We start from the raw sequence: 2,396 nt of genomic DNA on the forward strand, positions 1-2,396 counted from the left end.
CTGGCGGGTGAACAACACCCAATCAGTACGCTATTTTTGGCTTAAGTTGACACTAATGGTTCCCTACTCCCTACTCCCTCTCCCATACTCCCTCTGAACAAGGGGAGGGGAGCGTTTGCTTCAGCAAATGCGGCGTGGGGTTCTTTATCGAGGATGTTGGAGGCAGAGGGCAGGATAGCGCAGCGTTAGCGAGTCCGCGAGCGTCGGCAGGAGGAAAACTGCCCGACGCTCCAGAGGGTCTTGGGTTTAAGACAAGAACTCCAAAAATTCTAGTTTTGTGGCTCTTTTTCAGGAGGGGTTTGAATCCCCAACTGAGGTAAAACCTCCTGCCTCCTGCCTCCTGCCTCCTGCCTCCTGCCTCCTTCAATTTTGATTTATGCAAGAGTTCTACTTTTCAAGATTCCAGCCTAACGCTACAGCTATTTCAGCAGCTAATTCTAGGGGATTGAATGGTTTAGCGATCGCACTGATCATTCCCATCTGGGTATAACGACGGCGATCGGAAGCCTGGATTTTGGCAGTTAACAAAATTACCGGAATCGCTTTGGTTAATGGATTGGCTTGTAACTTTTCAAAGGTAGTGATGCCATCCATCTCTGGCATCATTACATCTAGTAAAATTGCATCTGGTTGGTAAGTCTCAGCTTTAATTATCCCCTCTTGACCAGAACTCGCTGTCTCGACTTCCCACCCTGCGACTGTTTCCAAGCAAATCTTGGCAACTTCTTGAATATACTGTTCGTTATCAACCACTAGAATTTGCTTTGTTGTCATCACTGCTATCCTTTTGTTGGTTGTAAGTAATTCGCTGAAGTAACTCCATCACCTGTTGTTCAGATTCCTGAGTGCTAACACGCCCTTTAGTCAAAAATTCTGTATTTGGATTTAGTTGGCTATTTATACTTGGATCGTAACAATTATGAATCACGGGAATATTGCAAGAGTCTTCTGAAACAGTATTTTGGAAAGTCTCAAATAACGGCAGAGTAACGTAAAAAGTGCTACCTTCGCCCAATGTGCTTTCAGCCCAGATGCGTCCACCGTGCTGTTCCATAATGCTCTTACAAATTGCCAAACCTAAACCAGTACCATCATGATTGCGTGAATCTGAAGAGTCAACTTGTTGAAACCGCTCAAAAATACTCTCAAGTTTGTCAGATGGGATACCGCGTCCAGTATCTTTGACTGTCAATAAAATTTCATTCCCTTGTTGTTGCGCCCCTAAACAAACCGTAGATCCAGCAGACGAAAATTTAATCGCGTTACTGAGTAGATTAGTCAAAGTTTGGACAATGCGATCGCAATCTGCCAATACTTGACCAGATACGGGACAAATAGATACTTTCACCCCTGCTTTGTCAGCTAGAGGCTGCATGACATTTACTGCTTGAGCAATCAAGTCAACAATATTGCAGATTTCTGGTTCCATCTTCGTCTTACCCGACTCTATCCGCTCAATGTCTAGGATGTCGTTTATTAAGCGTACTAGGCGTTCGGTGCTATCAGTAGCAATTTGCAGCAGACGTTTTCCCTGCTCCGAGTCTGTTGGTAGCAAACCACTGGTTAGCATTCCTAGAGAGCCGTGAATCGAAGTTAAAGGCGTGCGGAGTTCATGACTAACAACAGAAATAAATTCATCTTTCATCCGTTCAATTAGCTTACGCTCTGTGATATCCCGCAAGATAACCGTATAAAATATTTCATCACTCATATCTATTTTGGAGATGGAAGCCTCCGCAGGAAATTCAGTCCCATCCTTACGGCGACCGTAGATTTCACGCCGTTCTCCCATCCGTCGGGCAATATTCGGAGAATGACCAAAGTCAAGCACATGTTGACGATGTGCTTGGAAAAAATGCTGCGGTAAAAGTAAATCAAGCCCCTGTCCAATCACTTCCTGGGCAGAGTAGCCAAAAATCTTCTCTGCTCCTTGATTAAACAAAGTAATGCTTTGGAACCCGTTGATGGAAATAATTGCATCATCAGCAATATCTAAAATCCGTGCAAATCGAGCTTGAGAAAACCGTAATTCTTCCTGTGTCCGCTGACGCTCATCAAGTTGTGACTGCAACTGTCGATTCACGTTAATCAACTCAGCAGTACGCTCTGCAACTCTCAATTCCAATTCGTTAATAGCTTGTAAATTGGGAGACGCGGGGGGTAAAGGGGACAAGGAGGACAAGGAAGACAAGGAAGAATTTACTTCCCCTGCTCCCCCTACTCCCCTGCCCCCCTGCCCCCCTGCTTCCCCTGCTCCCCTACTCCCCTACACCCGGTGCTTCTTCAAGAAACAGATGGACATTAGTTCCCCCTAACCCAAAAGAACTAACTCCTGCACCCCGGGGGATACCATTTGTTTCCCACTCCGGAAGGTGGGGGGTGAAGTAAAAAGGACT

Annotated in this window: 2 protein-coding genes; both read right to left on the bottom strand. The window is 45.6% G+C overall.

The genetic code is table 11. The features are described 5' to 3' along the window. Positions 1-387 precede the first annotated feature (387 nt). The gene (locus A4S05_RS37495) at positions 388-774 is read right to left on the bottom strand and encodes a response regulator (protein ID WP_069074817.1); all 387 of its coding nucleotides are present in this window, start codon (positions 772-774) and stop codon (positions 388-390) included. Further along, the gene (locus tag A4S05_RS37500; RefSeq protein WP_370684517.1) at positions 746-2,125 is read right to left on the bottom strand and encodes a sensor histidine kinase; all 1,380 of its coding nucleotides are present in this window, start codon (positions 2,123-2,125) and stop codon (positions 746-748) included. The genes A4S05_RS37495 and A4S05_RS37500 overlap by 29 nt, the downstream gene beginning before the upstream one ends. Between the last annotated feature and the right edge of the window lie 271 nt (positions 2,126-2,396).

The sequence above is a fragment of the Nostoc sp. KVJ20 genome (genome assembly GCF_001712795.1).
Classification (GTDB): Bacteria; Cyanobacteriota; Cyanobacteriia; order Cyanobacteriales; family Nostocaceae; genus Nostoc.

What these genes read in the sequence shown, in the direction of transcription:
- A4S05_RS37495 (WP_069074817.1), bottom strand. Translation starts at nt 774, where the DNA reads ATGACAACAAAGCAAATTCTAGTGGTTGATAACGAACAGTATATTCAA.